Genomic DNA, 20,618 nt, shown 5'->3' with positions numbered 1-20,618 from the left:
CGATGCGGCGCGGGGCGGCGATTGCGGCTGTGGCCATCGCGCTCGGTGTGTCCGGCGTCGGGGCTTATCGGCTGGCGCCGGCGGCGGAATCGGCAGGCTGGCGCGAAATCGCATGGCCGTTCCCGCGCGACGGCTGGCCCGCCGGCCGCGCGTTCCGCTGCGACGGCGCCTGCGCGGGCACCGAGCTCTACGTGCGCGCCAAGCGTGGCTTCTGCAATTGCGACCGCGGCGTCGCCGACGATGATGAGGTCGATCGCGTTGCCGACATCGATCTGATCAGCCCGCGCTTTGCCGCCGTCGCGCCGGGCGAGGAGGTGGGTCTTGGCGAGATGCGCGGCCGTGCCAGGCGCTATGATCTCGATATGCTCGACGACGTCCGCCATGCCGCGATCGGCATCGCCGTCTCGCGCCGCTGCGATCTCTTCGTCGCTGCGGCCCAGGGGCGTGGCGAAGCAGGCGCCGTGCAACGCGCAGCGCTGGCGTTCCTGGAGACGCGGGAGATGAAGGTATGGGCGACCGCGGCGCTGGACGGACAGTGAGTGTCATGCATTAATGCGCCAAACCGCTCTCAGCGAGTCCTCCCCATGATGTCCATGCAAGCCTATTTCGCCTTCGTCGCCGCCTGCATTGCGCTGGCCTTGCTGCCGGGGCCGATCGTCACCCTCGTCGTCGCCAACGGCCTGCGTCACGGCACGCGCGCGGCGTTGACCAATGTCGCGGGCGCGCAGGCCGGGCTCGCCATCGTCATCGGCATCGTCGCAGTCGGCCTGACCTCGCTGATGGCGACCATGGGTTACTGGTTCGACTGGGTGCGCTTTGCCGGCGCCGCCTATCTGATCTGGCTCGGCATCAAGCTGATCTGGGCGCCGGTCGAAGGCCTCAATGTCGACGAGCCGCCGGCGCCGCCGCGCGGCGGGTTCTTCCTGCAAGGCTTCCTTGTGCTGCTGTCGAACCCGAAAGTGCTGATCTTCTTCGGCGCCTTCATTCCGCAGTTCATGGACATGAACCGCGATCACTTCCCGCAAGTCGCGGTGCTGGGCGCCACTTTCATGGTCACCGCGGCGATGACGGATGCGCTCTACGCTCTTGCCGCGGGGCGTGCGCGAAAATTCTTCTCGGCCCGCCGGACGCGGCTGATGTCGCGCATCTCCGGCGGCTTCATGATCGGCGGCGGTATCTGGCTGGCGCTGACACGGGCAAAATAACCTCGCTCGTACCGGTTCGCGCTTGAACCCTTCGCGGCGGCGATGCGTCCAATCGGGCATTGCCGCTGACGAAGGAATTTGGCCGTGCCCGATCTGCCCTGGTTCGTCTATGCGATGCTGTTCGCACCGCTCGGGCTGTTACTGGTCGCCTCCGTTGTGAAGACCTGGCAGGTGCGCGAGGCGCGAAGCTGGCCGCAGGCATCGGGCAAGGTCGTCCGCTCGGTCGCCGAGGTACGCGAGGTCAGGGTGTCCGACAGCGACCGCGAGGAAGGCTATCGGCTCGAGAGCCGCAATTTTGCGAACGTGACTTACGAATATCCGGTCGGCAGCCGCAAGCTGAGCTGTAACCGCATCTCGATCGGCGAGGACCTCGGCAATTTCGAGGTCGCCGAGAAGCTTGCAAAATATCCCGCCGGCAGCATCGTCACCGTCTATTACAATCCGCGCCATCCCGATCAGGCCGTGCTCGAGCGCGACCTGCCCAAGGGGCTGTGGGGCTGCCTCGGCATCGGCACGGCGATCGCGTTTGGCATCGTGTTCGGCTCGGCGTTCGGGCTCAACCAGACTTATGCCTACCTTGCGCACCGCATCGGGCGGCCCGATCTCGCCGGCCTTGTCGTCGGCTTCGGCGCGTTCGGCCTCGTCATCGCGCTGATGGGGTATGGGGTGCGGCGGCAGGCGTTGAAGGCGGCGCGCTGGCCGGTGGTGCCGGGCACGATCAAGCTGTCGGGGATCGAGCAATATCACGAGGCCAGCGAGCCGGGCGAGCGCCGCGGCACCGAGATGTTCGGCAAGCGCGTGACCTACACCTATCGCTATCAGAATATCAGCTACACCAATGAATGCGCGCGCGTCGCGGCCGGGACGCAGTCCGGGTCCGACGAGATGTTGAAGAAGCTGATGTCGCGCTACAAGCACGGCGCGACCGTCGAGGTGCGCGTCAATCCCGACAACCCGGCCGAGGCAACGCTCGATACAAGCGGCCCCGTCCGCATCGCCTGGCTGCTGTGGGGTATCGCTGCGATTTTCGCTGCGCTCGCGGTGTTCGTCGCGACGCGGGGCAGCTAGTCGACCAGCCTCTCCCTGCGCAACTCCAGCTCGATCTCCGCAAAAATCCTCGCCAGCCGCTCCGCCCATTGCTGCTGGCCGGACTGATCCGCGATCAGATCCTGGCGGATCTCGATGCCGGTGTTGACGAGGCCGCTGGCTTCGCCGTGGACGGGGATGGTGTAGTCGCTGAGGTCGCTCACCGCATAGGGCTCGTTGTCGCCGACGACGAGATCGCCTTCAGCGCGCAAATGTTTCAGCAGCAGCTGCGGCAGCACGGTGTCGCGGTTATACAGCGCGGCGATGTGCCAGGGCCGGGCGACGCCGGCATAAACCGGCGTGAAGCTGTGCAGCGACACCAGCACCGTCGGCCGCGTGTCGTGCAGGCGGCGGTCGATCGCGGCATCGATGCGGCGGTGATAGGGCTCGAAGATCTCGCGCCGCCGCGCCGCGCGCTCGCCCTCTGAGATGCCCTCGTTGCGCGGGATCGCGGTCGCCTCGGATATCACGGGAATCGAGCTTGCTACGCCGGGCGAGCGGTTGCAGTCGATCACGAGCCGGGAATAGCGCTGCGCGATCAGATGCGCATCGAGCATTCTTGCCAGCCGCTCGGCGACGCCGGCAATGCCGATGTCCCAGGCGATGTGTCGCGTCAGCTCGCTTGCCGCGACGCCGAGGTCGCCGAGCGCGCGCGGCAAGATCCGTCCGTAATGATCCGAGGTGAGCAGGAAAGGCGATGCCCCATCCGCATTGACCTCATGCACCGGCGGAATGTCCCCCGCGCCGAGCAGTTGATCGGTCGCGTCGGCCGTGTTCAAGTCCATCCTGATTGCCTATGGAAAAAGCAGTTACCGTCCAAATTGGGCAGCAATCGCTTGCAGGTCGGTCCACCCAAAATCATCATGATCGCCAGACGATGCCGTTGCCGGCGATTCATCACAAGACCAAATCTCGATTGCCCCCGGGGACTTCGCTGGGACGAGGAAATGTGCGGCTGTCGTTTCGTTCGATTGACGGCTATAGACACCCCATGACCTCCGATCGTCTTTTCGTCTACGGCACCCTGATGCGCGGCTTCGACCATCCGATGGCGCGGCTGCTTGCAGGACATGCGGACTTTTTGGGTGACGCGACGTGTCGCGGCCGGCTCGTTCTCGTGAAGCATTATCCCGGATTGCTGCTGTCGAACGCGGCCTCCGATGTCGTCCATGGTGAGCTTTTTCAATTGCGCGTGCCCGACGAGCTCCTGCGCGAGCTCGACATGTACGAGGCCTGCGGCGAGGGCTTTCCGGAGCCGACCGAATATCTGCGCAAGCTGATCGACGTGACGCTGCCTGATGGCACCACGGAGAAGGCCTGGACTTACGTCTACAATTGGCCCGTCATCGATCTGCCGCGCATCGAGTCCGGGCGCTTTCTCGAGCACTAGGCGCGGATGCGGACTTCACCTCTCCCGCGCAAGCGGAGCGAGGGATCGCACCTTCATCGTGGCCGGCGTTCGATCACTAAGCCGACAGCACTTCCTTCACCAGGCGCACGTCGATCTCGTGCTCGACGTAGCTCCACTCCTCGGTCTGCCTCAGCATCGCCACCAGCTCCTCGAACAGCGAGGCATCGGGGGGCGCGAACTCGAACCATGTCAGGAAGTCGAAGGGACCGCCGAGATCGCGGCTGTGATAGAGCTGCCGCGCGATGGCGGGCAGGAAACGAAGAGTGCTGGCGATGTGGTGCGACTTGTCCTCGAAGATCTTGCGGCGCTCTTCCTGCGTCAGCTCCCACCACGCCTCCGATTTGCGGATCGGAATCAGCGCCGCGGAAGTGGCCCCTAACCGGCCGAGCTCGGCCTGCACCGCGGTGAGCTGCTGCTTCTCGGCGCGCTCAGTATAGCGCGGCGTGCTCGCAACGCCGACCAGCCGCCACGCATTGCGAGAGGGCACCAGGGGCAATGAAATCGCCTCGCTGTCGGTCACCGACAGCGCCGGCACGAAGGGCAGGGGCTCGCCCACCACGGGTGAAATCGAGGTCACACGCCAGCCCCCGCTGTGGCCGCCGCGAAACATCCTGAACATGGCCTATGGAAGCGCGGAACCGGTCCGGGTTCAAGTCTTTCCGCGGTCATTCCGGGCTCGATGCTTCGCATCGCCCCGGAATGACGCCTGTGCATAGGTCGAATAACCCGGATAAGCCGGACAAACCTGACTTTTGGGCAGGCCGCGCCTATATCCGTAACCCTTCGCCCGACTCACGTTGATTCGCGCCAGACCCAGAGCCCATGCGCTTCACGCCCCAGTTCCTCGACGAGCTTCGTGCCCGGCTTTCGGTCTCCGAAGTCGTGGGCAAGCGCGTGAAGCTGAAGAAGGCCGGGCGGGAATGGAAGGGGCTGTCGCCGTTCCAGCAGGAGAAGACGCCGTCCTTCTACGTCAACGACCAGAAGGGATTTTACCACGACTTCTCCTCCGGCAAGCACGGCGACATCATCACCTTCGTGATGGAGACCGACGGCCTGCCGTTCGCCGAGGCTGTGGAGCGGCTCGCCGGCATGGCGGGCCTGCCGCTGCCGGCGGTGACGCCGGATGCGGCGCGGCACGAGCAGCGGCGCCGCACGCTGCATGACGTCATGGAGCTCGCTGCAAAATTCTTCGCCGAGACGCTGGCCTCGCGCGCCGGCGCCAAGGCGCGCGGCTATCTCGCCGATCGCGCGATCTCGCCGGCGACGCAAGTGCAGTTCCGCCTCGGCTATGCGCCGCCGCCACCCGAGCGTTTCGCGCTGAAGGAGCATCTCGGCAAGCTCGGCGTCTCCATCGAGGACATGATCGAGACCGGGCTGCTCGTTGCCGGCAACGACATTCCCGTGCCCTACGATCGCTTCCGCGATCGCGTGATGTTTCCGATCACGGATCTGCGTGGCCGTGTCATCGCCTTCGGCGGGCGCGCGCTGGAGAAGGACGTTCCGGCAAAATACCTGAACTCGCCGGAGACGCCGCTCTTCCACAAGGGCGACAATCTCTACAATCACCAGACCGCGCGCAAAGCCACCCACGATGGTAGCGCGCTGATCGTGGTCGAAGGCTATGTCGACGTCATCGCCATGGTGACAGCAGGCTTTGCAGGTGCCGTGGCGCCGCTCGGCACCGCGCTGACCGAAAACCAGCTCACGCTGCTCTGGAAGATGGCGGACGAGCCGATCCTCTGCTTCGACGGCGATCGTGCCGGACAGAAGGCGGCTTATCGCGCGGCCGACTTGGCCTTGCCATTTCTTGCGCCGGGCAAGAGCCTGCGCTTTGCGCTGCTGCCGGAAGGGCAAGACCCCGACGATCTCGCCCGCTCGGGCGGTCGCGGCGCGATCGAGGATGTCATTGCTGCGGCGAAGCCGCTCGCCGAGATGATTTGGTCGCGCGAACTCGAAGGCGGCAACTTTGCCACGCCCGAGCGTCGCGCCGCGCTGGAAGCGCGCGTCAAGGAGCTGTCCAACGGCATCCGCGACGAGGTGGTGCGGCGCTATTATCGCGACGATTTTGCCGAACGGCTTCGACGCACCTTCGCGCCTGAGGGCGGGCGCGGCGGTTTTGCCGGCCGGGGCAATTTCCAAGGCAATTCCGGCCGCTCCTTCCAGCCGCGCAACGGGGGACAGGCGAATCGATTCGGGGGTCAGGGATTCGGCAGCCAGGGGCGGCGTGGGGCCTCCGGTCCCGCCTTTATTCCCTCCGGCCCCTACCAGGCGGCGAGCCCCCAGCTGGCGGCCAGCCCGATCATGAAGGGCCAGCGCAGCGCCATATCCCGGCGCGAAGCCCTGATCCTGCAAATCCTGATCAACCACCCCTGGCTGCTGCACGACCACCTTGAGGAGGTCGCCGCCCTGGAGCTGGCCCATCCCGAGGCCCATAAGCTCCGGGCCGGCATCATCGCCGCCTTCGCCAACGACCACCACCACTCGCCGGACCCCGGCGAGCTGGCCGAGAAGATGCGAGCCGACATCGAAAAGGGCGGATTTTTACAGCTTCTTCAAAGGGTTGAGAACGGCATCACGACCGCGGCGGTGTGGGGTGCCCGCGAGGGCGCCGCCCGGGACGACGTTCTCTCCACCTGGCACCAGCTCGTTGCCTTGCATCGGCAATACCATTCACTACTTAGAGAACTGAAGGACGCCGAGCTGGCCTTGGGGGAGGACCCCAGCGAGGCCAATTTGGCGTGGCTGCGTGACGTCAAGGCTCGGATAGGAGAAGTCGACGGTACCGAGGCCCTGATCGAGGGTTTTGGCGAGCTGTCGGGCCGGTTCCAGAAGAGCGTGTGATGAAAGAATCATGCGGACGGCCGGGACCGGAACCGCTAAAAGACTCGCCAAATCCAAGGTTTGGCGGCAAAAACAGGGTTAATCGAGGCTTAACGGTCTTGTAGCACTTTGGCCACCAGGCGGCCGCAGGCAGAACAGACGCGTCAGGAATGAATCCGCGCAATCGCTGTTGGCACTACACCTGCATCCGCTGCGACAAAGAGGCTCACGAAGCGTTAGGCAAATCCGGCGAGAGAGAAGGTCGGGGTGGCGAGAGATATCCGCGCCGCCCTTTCCGTGTCGCGATCTGACGAAGCGAGAGCGTCGAACAACAGGTTCAAGTGAATTCAGGCGGGCGGGCCGTTCGGCCTTCTGCATGAAGCGCGTTTAGGAGCAATGGATGGCCACCAAGGCAAAGACGCTGCAGGCGAAGGACAAAGAAAAGGACGACAAGGCAGCGGACGCGCCGGAGAAGGACTCCCAGGACGCGCCGTCGCCGTTGCTCGATCTGTCCGACGCGGCCGTGAAGAAGATGATCAAGCAGGCCAAGAAGCGCGGCTTCGTGACCTTCGATCAGCTCAACGAAGTTTTGCCGTCCGACCAGACCTCCCCCGAGCAGATCGAGGACATCATGTCCATGCTCTCGGACATGGGCATCAACGTCACCGAAGCCGACGATAGCGACGGCGAGGAGGACAAGGACGAGGGCGGCGAGGACGAGACCGATAACGAGCTCGTCGAGGTCACCCAGAAGGCCGTCACCGAGGTCAAGAAGAGCGAGCCGGGCGAGCGCACCGACGACCCCGTGCGCATGTATCTGCGCGAGATGGGTACGGTCGAGCTCCTGTCCCGCGAAGGCGAAATCGCGATTGCGAAGCGCATCGAGGCCGGCCGCGAGGCGATGATCGCAGGCCTCTGCGAAAGCCCGCTGACCTTCCAGGCCATCATCATCTGGCGCGACGAGCTCAACGAAGGCAAGATCTTCCTTCGCGACATCATCGATCTCGAAGCGACCTATGCCGGGCCCGACGCCAAGGGCGGCATGAACACCGCGATGATCGGCGGTCCGACCGGCGAGAACGGCGAAGCGTCCGCCGAAGGCGGCGAGGCCGCTGTCGTGAACGGAGCTGCGCCGGCGCATGTCGCTCCGCCCGCCGCGCCGCCGTCGCCGACCCCGTTCCGCGCCGCGCCTGCGCCCGGCAATGCCGGCGAAGGCGAGAAGGATCCGGGCGAAGCCGCCGCCGAAGCCGACATGGACGAGGACGACGAGTTCGAGAACCAGATGTCGCTCGCGGCCATCGAGGCCGAGCTCAAGCCGAAGGTCGTCGAGATCTTCGACAAGATCGCCGACAGCTACAAGAAGCTGCGCAAGCTTCAGGAGCAGGACATCCAGAACCAGCTCGAGAGCACTTCGCACGGGCCCTCGCTGTCGCCGCACCAGGAACGCAAATATCGCAAGCTGAAGGACGAGATTATCGTCGAGGTGAAGTCGCTGCGCCTGAACCAGGCGCGTATCGACTCACTGGTCGAGCAGCTCTACGACATCAACAAGCGCCTCGTGTCGCACGAGGGCCGCCTGATGCGCCTTGCCGATAGCCATGGCGTCGCGCGTGAGGACTTCCTGCGCAACTACACCGGCTCCGAGCTCGATCCGCGCTGGCTCAACCGCGTCTCGAAGCTCTCGGCCAAGGGCTGGAAGAACTTCGTCCATATCGAGAAGGACCGCATCAAGGACCTCCGTCACGAGGTGCACCAGCTCGCCGCGCTCACCGGCCTCGAGATCGTCGAGTTCCGCAAGATCGTGCACTCCGTGCAGAAGGGCGAGCGCGAGGCACGCCAGGCCAAGAAGGAGATGGTGGAAGCCAACCTCCGTCTCGTGATCTCGATCGCCAAGAAGTACACCAACCGCGGCCTGCAGTTCCTCGACCTGATCCAGGAAGGCAACATCGGCCTGATGAAGGCGGTTGATAAGTTCGAATACCGCCGCGGCTACAAGTTCTCGACCTACGCCACGTGGTGGATCCGGCAGGCGATCACCCGCTCGATCGCCGACCAGGCGCGCACTATCCGCATCCCCGTGCACATGATCGAGACGATCAACAAGATCGTGCGCACCTCGCGCCAGATGCTCAACGAGATCGGCCGCGAGCCGACCCCGGAAGAGCTCGCCGAGAAGCTCGGCATGCCCCTGGAGAAGGTCCGCAAGGTCCTCAAGATCGCCAAGGAGCCACTGTCGCTCGAGACCCCGGTCGGTGACGAAGAGGATTCACACCTCGGCGATTTCATCGAGGACAAGAACGCGATCCTGCCGATCGACGCCGCGATCCAGTCGAACCTGCGCGAGACCACGACGCGCGTGCTCGCCTCGCTCACCCCGCGCGAAGAGCGCGTGCTGCGCATGCGCTTCGGCATCGGCATGAACACCGACCACACGCTGGAAGAAGTCGGCCAGCAGTTCTCGGTCACCCGCGAACGTATCCGCCAGATCGAAGCGAAGGCGCTGCGCAAGCTGAAGCATCCGTCGCGGAGCCGGAAGTTGCGGTCGTTCCTGGACAACTAATTCGGATCGTCGTGCCCGGGCCAGTCCCGGGCATTCATCCAAACGAAAACGGCGGGCCGAAAGCCCGCCGTTTTCTATTTGTGCCGACGCTTCGCGAGTCGGACGGAGCCTACTTCTTCTTCGCGCCGACCCGGTCGAGGGTCTTGATTGCCAGCGGCGGGCGGCCGGACTTTTCCGCGATCTCGCGGTCCTGCTCCATGATGAAACCGCGCGCGGGCTCGTCGCCGTCCAGGCCTCCGAGCAGCTCCGCAGGCACGCGCCGGTTGGAGCGTTGGGAGCCGTCTTCGTAGAAGACGTTGAAAAAGGCGAACTCGCCCTTGGGATTGGTTCCAGGTTTTTTGGCCATGGCGGGCTTGTCGTCGATCAGGGCGCTATAGTCAAATGACTTTGGCGGGTTTTCCGGTGGTCACACGGACCTGTCGCGGCGGTCTCGGCTGCGCAATCGATCGATGAAGTCCGTTTGCTGGATGTTCGGATGCGTCCGGCGCTTCGTAAAATCCGATGCAACCCTTCGCTCAACAAACGGCGGGCCGCAAAGCCCGCCGTTTATTTTTGGTCTTCAGCGTCGCCCGGGGCTGGCGGGGCGACAACCTAGAATAGAATACTATAACTTGCGCCATAGCGTGGCAAGGCAAATCGTTGACGCCGTGATGTCGCATCGAGCGCGTCAGATATGCGCTGATCGCGACATCTGGTTTCGATGCGCATCAAAGCAATTGTTTGGATGGCCAAATCACTTTGTTCATATTTCCCGCTCTCGCAACGCAACGAGAGGTGCGTGCTTTGTAAAAATGCGCGTTCGCCTGCACGTCTTCCGTCCGCGTGCACAGGTTGTGTTCCATTGTGCGAACGAGTTCCATATCCGTGGTTGCACATCTCACTGCGTACACGTGACGAGTTCCGCTACGACGAGCCACTTCTCCACCGACAACGCCATTCAACAGATACTCGGAGCGCAGGTGGGAAGATGAGTGAGGCCGTTACGGCGCCACCAGCTCCACGCGCCGGTTGAGCGCGCGGCCGGCGTCCGTAGCGTTGGAACCGACTGGTGCCAGCAATCCGACGCCGGCGGTGCGCAGCCGCGTCTGCGCGATCCGAAAGCTTTTCACGAGTTCGGCTGCGACCGCTTCGGCGCGGCGCTTCGAGAGATCGAGATTGTACTCGTAAGCGCCCTGGCCGTCGGTGTGGCCGACGATGAAGACGTTGAGCTGCGGCTGACTCGTCAGCAGCTTTGCGATCTGCTCCAGCGTCGGGCGGCTCTCCGGCTTCAGCACCGCCTTGTCGGTATCGAAATAGATGCCGTAGAGCGCGATGTGACCGGTCTCGCCAAGACCCTTCGCCATCGCGGCGGCATCGACCATCTTGTTCGCGATGGCGCCGAGCTCGGCGACTGTAACCTGCGCATAAATGTCCTGGTTGTTCTGGCTGACGATGACGCTGGCATAGGTCTCGCGCCCGCCTTCGGTCTTGCGGCCGGCAAAATAGCGGTAGTTGAAGCCGTCGACCCACATCTGCGGCACCGGCAGCGTGTCGATCGCCTCGGTGAAGGGAATCGCACCGCAGGCGTCGGTGTCGCAGGCGAGCAAGGTCTCGAAGCCGGCTTTCGCAAGCTGCGTCTCGAAATTGCGCGACACTTCCAGGATCGAGGGGCCGGGATTGGTGCGATAGGCGATGCGGAAGATGCGGCCTTCGAGCCGCCGCGCATCTGCCGGCTGGCCGTCCCTAAAGGCGGCCGCCTGCATCCGTGCGGCGTCAAAATCCTTCGTCACGTAGCCGGTGATGACGCTGCCGGTGAAGCGGCCGATGCCGGGATAGTCGCGGCTGCCTGCGACATCGCGGGTCTGCGCGGCGGCGGCCGTGGCGGTGAAGGAGAGCAGGGCGAGGACAGCGAGCATCCGGTGCGGAATGGGCATGGTGATCTCGATCGGTTGGGGACGGGGCGAGCGCAATTCATTTGTCGCGGCCAAGATACGATCGGTTCTGACGATCGGTTCTGGCGAGGATCTGCCGCTTTGACGCGAATCCGGTTCCCGGGCATGATCGCGCGCTTCCGCGTTCATTCTTCAAAGGATTTTCCCGCATGTCGAGACTCGCCCTGGCCACCGCCTTCATCCTCTGTCTGGCCGGCGGATCGGCGCAGGCCGCGCGTTGCGGCGGCGACTTCAACAGCTTCGTCGCCAGCATGAGCTCGGAGGCGCAAGGAGCCGGCGTCTCGGCGAGCGTGACCAGCGCGGCCTTCAGCGGTATCGCCCAGGATGGCGCGGTGCTCGCCTTCGACCGGCGCCAGCGCTACACCTTCAACAAGAGCTTTGAACAGTATGTCTCGACCCGCGTCGGCCCTGGCCGCATCAATGGCGGCAAGGCACTGTTGCAGCGCCACGCGGCGCTGCTCTCGCGCATCGAGCAGCAGTTCGGCGTGCCCCGCTATATCCTGGTCGCGATCTGGGGGCTGGAAAGCGATTTCGGCAAGGGCGACATCGGCAAGCTGCCGGTGATCCGCACGCTCGCCACGCTCGCGCATGATTGCCGCCGCACCGAGCTGTTCCAGGGCGAGCTGCTCGCCGCGCTCAAGATCGTGCAGCGCGGCGACCTGCCGCTGCGCGACCTCATCGGCGCCTATGCCGGCGAGATCGGCCAGACCCAGTTTCTGCCGTCGTCCTACATCAAATACGGCGTCGATTTCGACGGCGACGGCCACGTCGATCTGCGCCACAGCGTGCCCGACGTGCTCGCCTCGACCGCGAACCTGCTTCACACCAGCGGCTTCAAGATGGGCCAGCCTTACGGCGAAGGCACCGCCAATTTCGAGGCGATGCGGGAGTGGAACAGAGCGGTGATCTACCGCAAGACGATCGGCTATTTTGCGGATCGGCTGGCGGGGCAGTGACCACATACTCGGTGTCATCGCCCGCCTTGTGCGCACTTGCGTACTGGGGCGGGCGATCCAGTATTCCAGAGGAGGCGCGGCTAGAACCGAGAAGCCGCGGCGTACTGGATGCCCCGGTCAAGCCGGGGCATGACAGCGGTGGTGTGGCGACAGCGGAGCACGCAGCGGCGATGCCGTCGCGTCACGCCTACTTCGCCGTCCCCTTTGCCATCTTCTCCAGCTTCCGCTGCAACGGCGCCCAATAGGTCCCGGGGCGAAAGCGCTGCAAAATGTCCATGAAGCGGGCGTCGTTGCCGATCAGGATGCGGGGCTGGTTGTTCTCGATGCCCTTGATGATGCGCAGCGCGGCGTCTTTCGGCGTGGTCTTTGCCGCGTTCTCGAACCGCTCGATCGATTGCGCGCGGCGCGCATTGTCGGTGACGCCGACCCCGGTGCGCGAATTGCGCGCGATGGCGGTGGCGACGCCGCCGGGATGCACCACCGACAGTTTTACGGGGCTGCCCGCGACCGCAAGCTCGTGCCGCACGCTCTCGGAAAAGCCGCGCACCGCGAACTTGGCGGCGGCATAGGCCGACTGTCCGGGCGGCGCGATGATGCCGAAGATCGAGGAGACGTTGACGATGTGCGCCTCTGCCAGCGTCTTCAGGTGCGGCAGGAAAGCGCGCGTACCGTGCACCACGCCCCAGAAATTGATGTCGAACAGCCACTCCATCTGCGCCTGGTCGATCTCCTCGAACGTCCCCATCAGCGCCACGCCGGCATTGTTGATGACGATGCCGAGCGCGGGATGGGCCGCGATCGCATCACGCGCGAACTCCGCGATGTCGCCGGGCTCGCTGACGTCGACGCGATGCACGCTGACCTTGCGTGCGGCACCGATCTCGGCGGCGAGCGTCTTCAATCCGGCCTCGTCGCGGTCGGCGAGCGCGAGATCGCAGCCGCGACTTCCGAGCTCGATCGCCAGCGCGCGGCCAATGCCGCTCGCCGCTCCCGTGATGGCGGCGGCGCCGCGAATGGCAGTCATGATGTCCCCCCGTCAAGCCGGTCGTGTGGAACTATGATCTACATTTTTCATGATGGAACTGAACCACCGGCGAACTGGCTCCTTAACATAGGTTACGCAAGCAAGCACTGGAGCAGCCCCATGGGACAGGCAGAACCATTTCGCGCCACGGCGTTGATCGTCGAAGACGACGTCATGCAACGGGAGATGCTCAGTCTTCTGCTGGAGGAGAGCGGCTACCAGGTCATCCAGTGCGACAGCGCCGAGGCTGCCCAGCGGGTGCTCGACAGAAGCGCCGGCGCGCTCTGTCTGATGCTGACGGACGTCCAGCTTGCGGGGCGCATGACCGGGGTCGAGCTCGCGCACGTCGCCAAGGACCGCAATCCAAAGCTCGATATCGTCGTCACCTCCGGCCGTCCCTTGGCGCAGCCGTTACCCGACGGCGCAAAATTCTGGGCCAAGCCGTGGGCTCCGCTCGACGTGCTCCGCGAGGCCGAGCTCGCGCAGCTGTCCTGACGATTGATCCGGGGGCTCGCTTTCTTGCCGTGAGGCGCGGTGATAGGGTCTGCCCATGACCTTGTCCTTCCTGCTTACCTCGCTCATCGTCGTCGCCTCGCCCGGCACCGGCGTGCTCTACACCCTGGCTGCGGCGCTGACCCGCGGCTCGCGCGCGAGCATCGCTGCCGCCTTCGGCTGCACGCTCGGAATCGTGCCGCACATGATAGCTGCGATGCTTGGGCTTGCCGCGGTGTTGCATACCAGCGCGCTCGCCTTTGCCGCGCTGAAATGGGGCGGCGTCGCCTATCTGCTCTACATGTCCTGGCAGGCGCTGCGTGAGACTGGAGCGCTCGCGGTCGATGGCGAGATCAAGGAGCGGTCGAGCCGCCGCGTCATCGTCACCGGCTTCCTGATCAACATCCTCAACCCGAAACTATCGATCTTCTTCCTGGCCTTTCTGCCGCAGTTCATTGCGGTGGATGAAGCCCATGTGCTGGCGCGGATGCTGGAATTGAGCGGCGCCTTCATGGCTATGACCTTTGCGGTGTTCGTCCTCTACGGTCTCTGTGCGGCGTCGGTACGCGATCGCGTCATCTCCCGCCCGCGTGTCATGGCCTGGCTGCGCCGCAGCTTTGCCGCCGGCTTTGCGGCGCTTGGTGCCAAGCTGGCGTTTGCGGAGCGCTAGGCTTCTCCTTCATCTCTCCCCGCTTGCGGGGAGACGCCGCAGCAGAGTGCGGCCAATAAAAAAGCGGGCCTTGCGCCCGCCATCCTCAAACTCTCTCGACCTTACCCGACGCCCGGGCGGAGCGAGGCTCCACCCGGGCAAAGAACATGCTGGCTACTTCTTCTTGGCGGCCTTCTTGGCCTTTTTCTTCGTCGCCTTCTTCGCCTTCTTCGCTTTCTTAGCCATAGTATCCTCTCAAGGGTTCATGGTTAAACGCGACACGAGGGATGCTCGGCGGAGGGCCAGCCTCGCAACATCCTCGACCACAAACTCAGCAGATTCGCGGGCGGCTGCCCCGTGCTGTCACATCTGTGTCATTACGTTATCCACAGCTCAGATGCGTTTTCGGGTGATTTTTGCCCACGAATCCGCATCGCGATGCGCATCGGCGTGGCCGCGCAGGGAGACCGCGACATGCCTAATGATCCGATAATCGCGGCGCACTGTTCATGAATCCAAAACCAAGGGCGAGCTTTCGCAGATCGCAGTGAGGTTCCGTTAAGTGCAATCCGCGCATTCTTCTCCGCAAGAACGCGGGGAAGGGTCATGGACGAACGGCTGCCAGAGATGGGGGGTGCGACGCTGCGCGTGCCGCACGCGCCATGCTGAACGTACCGACACTCTGGACGGTCTTCGTCGTCAACTTCCTGGCGCTTGGCCTGATCTGGGCCTACGTGACGCGCTCCTATCCGAAATTTGCGGCCGCGCGGTTCTGGATGGCATCGTCGTTCGTCGGCGCCGCCGGCGCGATGACGGCCCTAGTCCGCCTGTTCGTCGCCTCTCCCCTGCCGCTTCTTGTCGGCGCTGCCGGTATCATCGCGGCGAGCTGCCTCGCCGCCATGGGCATTCAGCGCTTCTATGACCGGCCGGTCTCATGGCGCGTCATGGCCGCAACGGGGGTGCTAAGCCTCGCCGGCGTCGTGTTCTTCATGGTCGGCTTCGAGCACATGCAGCTGCGCATGCTCAGCTACACGCTCGGCCAGGCCTTGCCGCTGGTGCTGGCGCTGCGTCTGCTCCTTGCGCCGCCGGAGGGCCGCGTCAGCCCGGGCGCGCGGCTGTCCGGCATCGTCATCCTCACCATCATCGGGATCTTTGCGGTTCGCACGCTGGGTAATCTGCTCGGCCACGATTTCTCGGCGCGCGCCGGCGGTCAGGCTCATGGCGTCATGGTGCTGGGCCTCCTGTTCCTGTCGATGACGCTCAATTTCGGCTTCCTGCTGATGGCGATGGATCGCCTGCGCAACGAGGTCGCCGACCTCGCGCTGCTCGACGATCTCACCGGCGTCGCCAACCGGCGCCATTTGTTGCAGCGCCTGTCCGAGGAATGCGCCCGGTCTGAGCGCAGCGGCGAGCCGTTCTCGCTGCTGGTGATCGATCTCGACGGCTTCAAGGCCATCAATGACTCCCATGGTCACGCCGCGGGCGATGCCTGCTTGCGGCACTTCACCCTGATGGCGCAAACGCGGCTGCGGCCGGGCGACATGCTGGCCCGCACCGGCGGCGACGAGTTCTGCGTCGTGCTGCCGTCCTCGTCCCTGCGCGAGGCTGCCGCGATCGCCCGCCGCGTGCTTGAGGTCTGCCGCCAGGACGCCGCGGCCTGTACAACCAGGGACATCCCGATCGCGATCTCGATCGGCGTTGCCGAATGGGACCGCGGCATCGGCCAGTTTCCGGACCGCCTCATCGCCCATGCCGACCACGCCCTCTATGACGCCAAGAAAAACGGCAAGAACGACTTTGCCGTCTACGATCCGGCTCCGCCGCTCTCGCCTGAGCGGCCCGGGCTCGGCGAGGCCACGCGCAAATTCGCATGAAGCCTGCTAGGATTTGGGCCCGCCTTGGACCCGTATGATGATCCTCCGCCTGCCCGCGGCTTTTTTCGCCGCCCTTCTTCTGTTGACCCCAGCCGCTGCGACGGATGCCGAGCTCGCAAAGATCGCGCGCGTCTCCGGCACGCCTGACATTCCCGGCCTGAAAATGGTCTGGCTCGCGCCATGGGGCGATGTCCGCGACGCCCATCCCTGGCGCAACATCATCGTGCACCAGACCGAGGGGCCGGCAGGCTCGGCGCGCGGTGGCGCGGCGGAGCAATCGAAGAACCCGACGCGCCGCGGCGTCACCGTGTGGGTCGAGACCGACGGCACGGTTTATTGGGCGGTTGCGGAGAATCTCGTGCCGACCCATGGCGACGGCGCCAACCGCAACGACAACAAGTATATCGACAACAGATCGACCTATCGCCAGGTGGTGCGCGACAACTCGATCGGCGTCGAGTTCGCCGGCAACTATCCGGATGTCACCGCGGGCCCGACCGAGGCGCAGGTCGCGGCCTGGAAGATCCTCGTGAAGGTGCTGCGCGCGCGCTACGGCATCCCGCTCGACCACGTCTATGCGCACAACTGGATCGACTACAAGGACGCCCGCTATTGCGAAGGCTGCTGGCTCGCGACGCTGGCGCGGATTTGGGGGGAGTGACGAGCAGGCGCGTCCGGCAACCAAAGGCCGAAACCTCCGGTGCCGGACGGCCATCGAGAGCGATCGCTATCGGCTCTCATCGCCATCCCAAGTCCACCGGTCTTCCCAGGCTCAGGGGAATGCCTTGGGAAGATCGGCGGAAGGCTTCGTGACGATCTGGTGCGCGTCGCGCCAGATCACTTCGCGCTGGCGCGAGGTTGTAATCGTGCGCACCGGCAGGCCACCCTCCTCGAGCAGCCAAGCGCAGTAGCGCGCGCGGCTGACAGCCTCGCGGGCTTGAGGATCGAACCAGCAAATGCCCCAGATCGAATCGCGCCGCTTGAAGTGACGCGCGATGCGTCCAGGAAGCGGCAGATGCTGCGCGAACCAATTGAACTGGTCCGAGAGCTCATGCCGGATCCAGTCCGGACAGTTGTTTCGCTGGACATACCAGGACGCACGAAAGAAGCCGCTCTCCACGCGACTGTGCGGGTGGATGAGCGGTGTAACGAACCGCAAATACATGACGACACGGCGCGACGCCTTGTTGCGTCGCGCCCCTCGCAGCCAGATGCAATGAATGGAGAACAGCCGCGAAGCGGCGTTCAGCTTATGACCGATTGCCGATCAAAGAGGTCGGCGGTCAGAACGTATCGATCTACTTTTCATGCCGCCTCCCTTGGTTGCGCTGAACAACAAAGGCGCGATATCGCGCCGGGCGGCAGCACATACATCAGCAAGCGTCCTGCGGCAAGCGTGATCGACAAGGACGATTGAGCGGGAAGCATCCATGACGCGCTCCGGAATGACGAGCTAAACCGGCTGCGCCATCCATCCGAACAGCCGCCGCATCAATCCCGGCCGCCGTGGCAATTCCGGCGGGCCGTCCGACGCCAGCACGCGTTTGAAGAAGTAGTCCAGGAACACCATGTCGTTCGGCTCGGTGACGGTGAATTGTTCGTCGCCGAAGAACACGCTGTAATTATAGAAGAACGGGCCCATGAGCGGGATCGTCGCGGTCGAGGCATAGTCCTTGGAGATGACGAACTCCGCGGGATCGAGCCCGTGCTCGCGCATCGCTTGCTCGACCAGCGGCAGCTTGCGCATGAACTGGGCGGAGAAGCCGCCGACGGTGGATTGCAGGATGATCGACACGGTTGGTGTCCGTTCAGTTGAGGCCGCCGGCCCGATCATTCTGGGTCGGTTGACCGGACGCGCGGGTTCAAGGCAAGCCCGGTTCTATGTCGGCCAGGGGAAGGAGACTGTGATGGCGATCTCACTTGGTAAGACTTTCCGCCACAACCACCGCTGTCATCGCCCGGTTCAAGCCGGGGCACGACAGCGAGTGTGGAGGTACGGCGCGCGTCGCATCGCGCAGAGAAGGCACGGCGGATCACTCAAACAGAGCATCGCCACAAACAAAAAAGCCGGCGTTGCCGCCGGCTTTCTGCCTCTTGTCGATCCGCCAATATCTACCGCGAAAGCCCGCTTAGTGCGCGGCTTCCAGTGCGGCCTGTTCCGCCCGTGCGATCGTGCCCTTGACCGCGGCCTGCACCTTTTCAAAGGCGCGGACTTCGATCTGGCGGACGCGCTCGCGCGACACGCCGAACTCGGCGGCAAGGTCTTCCAGCGTCATCGGCTCATCGGCGAGGCGGCGAGCCTCGAAAATGCGGCGTTCGCGCGGGTTGAGCACGCCCATGGCGCCGTTCAGCGCGTCACGGCGTTCGTCATACTCCTCGTGCTCCGCCAGCATGGCTTCCTGGTTGGGCGTGTTGTCGACCAGCCAGTCCTGCCATTCGCCGGCTTCGCCGTCATCGCGGATCGGAGCGTTGAGCGACGCGTCGCCACCGAGGCGGCGGTTCATGTCGATCACGTCCTGGTCGGTGACGCCGAGGCGCTTGGCAATGATCTTCACCTGGTCGGGGCGGAGATCGCCCTCGTCCAGCGCGTTGATCTTGCTCTTCGCCTTGCGCAGGTTGAAGAACAGCTTCTTCTGGTTCGCGGTGGTGCCCATCTTCACGAGCGACCAGGAACGCAGGATGTACTCTTGAATCGACGCCTTGATCCACCACATCGCGTAGGTGGCGAGACGGAACCCCTTTTCGGGTTCGAAACGCTTCACCGCCTGCATGAGGCCGACATTGCCTTCCGAGACGACCTCGGAGATCGGCAGGCCGTAGCCGCGATAGCCCATGGCGATCTTGGCCACGAGGCGGAGATGGCTGGTGACGAGTTGGTGCGCCGCGTCGCGATCATCATGCTCACGCCAACGCTTGGCGAGCATGTATTCCTGCTGGGGTTCCAGCATCGGGAACTTGCGGATCTCGGCGAGGTAGCGAGAAAGGCCGGATTCTCCATTGAGGACCGGCAAAGCAGCGGTACGGGCCATGATGAAGCCCTCCAAGGTTCAGGCCCCCGATAGCGGCGGGCCAGGCAGACGACCGCTGTGTTAAAGCCGGCCGTAGCTGCGATGTTCCGTTGGTCATTTCCAACGCAAGCGCAATATACCCCAAGGGGGGTCAAAAAGGGAAGGATTGCTGACGTCACGTCCCCGTGTGGCAGCTATAACTTTTTGTAATGTAACGCTTTTCCAAGGCGGCCTGCGTCATAGCGCCGCTTTCAGAGCGCCCTGAAGGAGAAGCAAATCCTTCGGCAGAGGCGCTTCCCAGTGGAGTAATTCTCCGGTTCTCGGGTGCTCCAATACCAGCAAATAGGCATGCAGGGCCTGCCGTCCAAGCGTGGCCAGAGTCGCCTGCGACTCCGGGCCGAGGTGGTTCGCCTTGGTCTTGAAGTGCGGGCCATAGACGGCGTCGCCCATCAGGGGATGGCCGATATGGGCGAGGTGGACGCGGATCTGGTGGGTGCGTCCGGTCTCGAGTTCGCAGGCGAGCAGGGAGGCGATCGGCTTGCCGTCACGCCCCGCAAAACTCTCCAGAAGCTCCCAATGCGTCACCGCCTCGCGGCCGCCCTGGCGCACCGCCATCTTCTCGCGCGCATACGGGTGGCGGTCGATCGGCGCATCGACGGTGCCGCGGTGGCGTCCTGGCAGCCCCCAGGCGAAGGCCATGTAGCCGCGGCGCATCGCGCCCGTCCGGCCGTGGTCGGCGAATTGCGCGGTGAGCGAGGCATGGGCGAGGTCGTTCTTGGCGACCACCATCAGCCCGGTCGTGTCCTTGTCGAGCCGGTGCACGATGCCGGGCCGGCGTACCCCGCCGATGCCGGAGAGCGAGCCGCCGCAATGGGCGATCAGCGCGTTGACCAGCGTGCCGGTCTCGTGGCCGGCCGCGGGGTGCACGACGAGGCCCTTCGGCTTGTTGAGGACGACGATGTCGTCGTCCTCGAACACGATGTCGAGGGCGATATCCTCGCCCTTGGGCTCGGGCGGGGCCGCCTCCGGCACGTCGATTGTGATCGTATCGCCGGATGTGACGTGATAAGCGGGGTCGCGGATCGCGGCGTCCTTGAGGCTCACCGCGCCCGCCAAAATCAGGGCTTTCAGCCTCGATCGCGACAGGTCGGTGAGGTGCGCCGCCAGCACGCGGTCAAGCCGAGCCGAGCCCTCGTCGCCGGCGACGACAACTTCCAACCTTTGCGCAGAGCCTGAGCTATCCATGACGACGTCTGATACCGCTGTTCCCGAACCGAGCCCCGAGCAGGCCGCGCTGTTCGCGCGGGTGCGGCGGATGATGCTGATCGCGGGGTTGACCACGGCGCTGGCAATCTGCGCCGTCCTGATTGCGGTGGGCTACCGCCTTTTCAAGTCGGAGGGAAGGGCGTCCGAAATGGCCGGTGACGTCACCGCCGCCCTGCCCAAGGGCGCCAGGATCGTCTCGACCGGGGTCGCCGGCGACCGCCTCGTGGTCACGCTGGACGTGGGCGGCGTCATCGAGATCCGCACCTTCGACGCCCACACCCTGAAGCCGGCCGGAAAGCTGAAATTTGCCAATGAGCCGTAGGGCCGGCCGCGGCT

At 64.6% G+C, this 20,618-nt stretch carries 21 protein-coding genes; 12 read left to right on the top strand and 9 right to left on the bottom strand.

Annotated elements, in window-relative coordinates; translation table 11 throughout:
- Positions 1 to 2: 2 nt before the first annotated feature.
- The 3 genes from AB7531_RS37205 to AB7531_RS37195 all read left to right on the top strand — a co-directional run bounded on the left by AB7531_RS37205 (position 3) and on the right by AB7531_RS37195 (position 2,273).
- Positions 3 to 539 carry a hypothetical protein gene (locus AB7531_RS37205; protein WP_063985490.1) on the top strand — a complete coding sequence of 179 codons (537 nt, stop codon included), beginning with the start codon at positions 3 to 5 and terminating at the stop codon, positions 537 to 539.
- A gap of 45 nt (positions 540 to 584) precedes the next feature.
- The gene (locus AB7531_RS37200) at positions 585 to 1,205 is read left to right on the top strand and encodes a LysE family translocator (protein ID WP_080586526.1); all 621 of its coding nucleotides are present in this window, start codon (positions 585 to 587) and stop codon (positions 1,203 to 1,205) included.
- Positions 1,206 to 1,289: 84 nt separating this feature from the next.
- Positions 1,290 to 2,273 carry a DUF3592 domain-containing protein gene (locus AB7531_RS37195; RefSeq protein ID WP_084795399.1) on the top strand — a complete coding sequence of 328 codons (984 nt, stop codon included), beginning with the start codon at positions 1,290 to 1,292 and terminating at the stop codon, positions 2,271 to 2,273.
- Here AB7531_RS37195 and AB7531_RS37190 read toward each other — a convergent pair.
- Positions 2,270 to 3,076, bottom strand: coding sequence for an N-formylglutamate amidohydrolase (locus tag AB7531_RS37190; protein ID WP_441280247.1), 807 nt, complete (start codon positions 3,074 to 3,076; stop codon positions 2,270 to 2,272). The two genes, AB7531_RS37195 and AB7531_RS37190, sit on opposite strands and share 4 nt — an antisense overlap.
- A 206-nt stretch (positions 3,077 to 3,282) precedes the next feature.
- Here AB7531_RS37190 and AB7531_RS37185 point away from each other — a divergent pair, with 206 nt between their 5' ends.
- Positions 3,283 to 3,681: a gamma-glutamylcyclotransferase family protein gene (locus AB7531_RS37185; RefSeq protein ID WP_063985489.1), complete on the top strand. Its 399-nt coding sequence runs from the start codon at positions 3,283 to 3,285 to the stop codon at positions 3,679 to 3,681.
- Positions 3,682 to 3,757: 76 nt separating this feature from the next.
- On the opposite strand, the gene AB7531_RS37180 is transcribed toward AB7531_RS37185, so the two are convergent.
- On the bottom strand, positions 3,758 to 4,321 hold the full coding sequence (locus tag AB7531_RS37180) for a chlorite dismutase family protein (protein WP_063985488.1): 564 nt from the start codon (positions 4,319 to 4,321) through the stop codon (positions 3,758 to 3,760).
- 203 nt (positions 4,322 to 4,524) lie between these two features.
- On the opposite strand from AB7531_RS37180, the gene dnaG reads away from it, so the two are divergent.
- Positions 4,525 to 6,543: a DNA primase gene (dnaG, locus tag AB7531_RS37175; RefSeq protein WP_063985487.1), complete on the top strand. Its 2,019-nt coding sequence runs from the start codon at positions 4,525 to 4,527 to the stop codon at positions 6,541 to 6,543.
- Between the two features lie 379 nt (positions 6,544 to 6,922).
- On the top strand, positions 6,923 to 9,082 hold the full coding sequence (gene rpoD / locus AB7531_RS37170) for an RNA polymerase sigma factor RpoD (RefSeq protein ID WP_063985486.1): 2,160 nt from the start codon (positions 6,923 to 6,925) through the stop codon (positions 9,080 to 9,082).
- Between the two features lie 109 nt (positions 9,083 to 9,191).
- Here rpoD and AB7531_RS37165 read toward each other — a convergent pair whose 3' ends face one another.
- On the bottom strand, positions 9,192 to 9,428 hold the full coding sequence (locus AB7531_RS37165; protein WP_028150700.1) for a hypothetical protein: 237 nt from the start codon (positions 9,426 to 9,428) through the stop codon (positions 9,192 to 9,194).
- A gap of 634 nt (positions 9,429 to 10,062) precedes the next feature.
- Entirely contained in the window at positions 10,063 to 10,995 is a 933-nt protein-coding gene (locus tag AB7531_RS37160; RefSeq protein ID WP_187387816.1) for an OmpA family protein, read from the bottom strand.
- A gap of 167 nt (positions 10,996 to 11,162) precedes the next feature.
- On the opposite strand from AB7531_RS37160, the gene AB7531_RS37155 reads away from it, so the two are divergent.
- The gene (locus AB7531_RS37155) at positions 11,163 to 11,969 is read left to right on the top strand and encodes a lytic murein transglycosylase (RefSeq protein ID WP_063985485.1); all 807 of its coding nucleotides are present in this window, start codon (positions 11,163 to 11,165) and stop codon (positions 11,967 to 11,969) included.
- A gap of 187 nt (positions 11,970 to 12,156) precedes the next feature.
- Here the strand turns inward: AB7531_RS37155 and AB7531_RS37150 are convergent, their stop codons facing one another.
- Positions 12,157 to 12,993: an SDR family NAD(P)-dependent oxidoreductase gene (locus AB7531_RS37150; RefSeq protein WP_063985484.1), complete on the bottom strand. Its 837-nt coding sequence runs from the start codon at positions 12,991 to 12,993 to the stop codon at positions 12,157 to 12,159.
- Positions 12,994 to 13,113: 120 nt separating this feature from the next.
- On the opposite strand from AB7531_RS37150, the gene AB7531_RS37145 reads away from it, so the two are divergent.
- From AB7531_RS37145 to AB7531_RS37130, 4 genes are all read left to right on the top strand, one after another.
- Positions 13,114 to 13,488 carry a response regulator gene (locus AB7531_RS37145; RefSeq protein ID WP_028150703.1) on the top strand — a complete coding sequence of 125 codons (375 nt, stop codon included), beginning with the start codon at positions 13,114 to 13,116 and terminating at the stop codon, positions 13,486 to 13,488.
- Between the two features lie 55 nt (positions 13,489 to 13,543).
- A complete protein-coding gene (locus tag AB7531_RS37140; protein ID WP_063985483.1) occupies positions 13,544 to 14,155 on the top strand; it encodes a LysE family translocator in 612 nt (203 codons plus the stop codon).
- 641 nt (positions 14,156 to 14,796) lie between these two features.
- Entirely contained in the window at positions 14,797 to 16,008 is a 1,212-nt protein-coding gene (locus AB7531_RS37135; protein WP_063985482.1) for a GGDEF domain-containing protein, read from the top strand.
- A gap of 34 nt (positions 16,009 to 16,042) precedes the next feature.
- On the top strand, positions 16,043 to 16,669 hold the full coding sequence (locus AB7531_RS37130; protein ID WP_063985481.1) for a peptidoglycan recognition protein family protein: 627 nt from the start codon (positions 16,043 to 16,045) through the stop codon (positions 16,667 to 16,669).
- A 111-nt stretch (positions 16,670 to 16,780) separates the two neighbouring features.
- Here AB7531_RS37130 and AB7531_RS37125 read toward each other — a convergent pair whose 3' ends face one another.
- From AB7531_RS37125 to AB7531_RS37110, 4 genes are all read right to left on the bottom strand, one after another.
- Positions 16,781 to 17,128, bottom strand: a complete 348-nt coding sequence (locus AB7531_RS37125; RefSeq protein WP_223153852.1) for a hypothetical protein — start codon at positions 17,126 to 17,128, stop codon at positions 16,781 to 16,783.
- A 333-nt stretch (positions 17,129 to 17,461) separates the two neighbouring features.
- Positions 17,462 to 17,803, bottom strand: a complete 342-nt coding sequence (locus AB7531_RS37120; protein WP_063985480.1) for a hypothetical protein — start codon at positions 17,801 to 17,803, stop codon at positions 17,462 to 17,464.
- A gap of 334 nt (positions 17,804 to 18,137) precedes the next feature.
- Complete coding sequence (rpoH, locus tag AB7531_RS37115) at positions 18,138 to 19,037, bottom strand: RNA polymerase sigma factor RpoH (RefSeq protein WP_014492123.1); 900 nt, start codon at positions 19,035 to 19,037, stop codon at positions 18,138 to 18,140.
- Positions 19,038 to 19,253: 216 nt separating this feature from the next.
- On the bottom strand, positions 19,254 to 20,261 hold the full coding sequence (locus tag AB7531_RS37110) for an RluA family pseudouridine synthase (protein WP_063985479.1): 1,008 nt from the start codon (positions 20,259 to 20,261) through the stop codon (positions 19,254 to 19,256).
- Here AB7531_RS37110 and AB7531_RS37105 point away from each other — a divergent pair.
- Positions 20,260 to 20,604: a hypothetical protein gene (locus tag AB7531_RS37105; protein ID WP_063985478.1), complete on the top strand. Its 345-nt coding sequence runs from the start codon at positions 20,260 to 20,262 to the stop codon at positions 20,602 to 20,604. The genes AB7531_RS37110 and AB7531_RS37105 overlap by 2 nt on opposite strands.
- Positions 20,605 to 20,618: the final 14 nt, after the last annotated feature.

Source organism: Bradyrhizobium sp. 63_E2_N1_3, from assembly GCF_052076005.1.
Taxonomy (GTDB): Bacteria; Pseudomonadota; Alphaproteobacteria; order Rhizobiales; family Xanthobacteraceae; genus Bradyrhizobium; species Bradyrhizobium barranii.
Note: the sequence above shows the minus strand (reverse complement) of the source record. Positions and strands in the feature narration are given on the sequence as shown.